This window comes from Erwinia sp. 1181_3 (genome assembly GCF_052824965.1).
Genome location: NZ_VTDE01000032.1, coordinates 1 through 992, shown reverse-complemented (window position 1 = coordinate 992; position 992 = coordinate 1). Strand labels below are relative to the sequence as shown.

Sequence of the window (992 nt, the reverse complement as noted above, 5' to 3'; positions counted from 1 at the left end):
ATTGCGAAACGCAGACCGTCGTCCATTGCGATTGGGTGGATCAGGGTAACAACCATCTGAATGTTGTCGCCTGGCATAACCATCTCAACGCCTTCTGGCAGTTCGATGGTACCGGTCACGTCAGTTGTACGGAAGTAGAACTGTGGACGGTAGCCTTTGAAGAACGGAGTATGACGGCCGCCTTCATCCTTGGACAGGATGTACACTTCAGATTCGAACTTGGTGTGTGGCTTGATTGAACCTGGCTTAGCCAGAACCTGTCCACGCTGGATATCTTCGCGCTTGATACCACGCAGCAGGATACCACAGTTCTCACCCGCACGGCCTTCGTCCAGCAGCTTACGGAACATTTCAACGCCGGTACAAGTTGATTTCACGGTATCTTTGATACCAACGATCTCAACTTCTTCACCCACTTTAACGATACCGCGCTCTACACGACCGGTAACAACAGTACCACGGCCGGAGATGGAGAATACGTCTTCGATTGGCAGCAGGAATGGCTTATCAATCGCACGCTCTGGTTCTGGGATGTAGTTATCCAGGTGACCAGCCAGTTCGATGATCTTAGCTTCCCACTCAGCGTCACCCTGCAGTGCTTTCAGTGCAGAACCACGAACAACCGGAATGTCGTCGCCAGGGAAATCGTAAGCAGACAGCAGCTCACGCACTTCCATTTCAACCAGCTCCAGCAGCTCTTCGTCGTCAACCATGTCGCATTTGTTCATGAATACGATCATGAATGGAACGCCAACCTGGCGACCCAGCAGGATGTGCTCACGGGTCTGAGGCATTGGGCCGTCAGTTGCAGCAACAACCAGAATCGCGCCATCCATCTGAGCAGCACCGGTGATCATGTTTTTCACATAGTCGGCGTGGCCTGGGCAGTCAACGTGCGCGTAGTGGCGAGTTGGGGTGTCATATTCAACGTGAGAAGTGTTGATGGTGATACCACGTGCTTTTTCTTCTGGTGCGTTATCGATCTGGTCGAA

General features: G+C 52.3%; 1 protein-coding gene. It reads right to left on the bottom strand.

The window, feature by feature from the left end; all coding sequences use genetic code 11:
• The coding region (gene tuf / locus FY046_RS23620; protein ID WP_446186540.1) for an elongation factor Tu at positions 1 to 992 on the bottom strand (992 nt) is incomplete at both ends.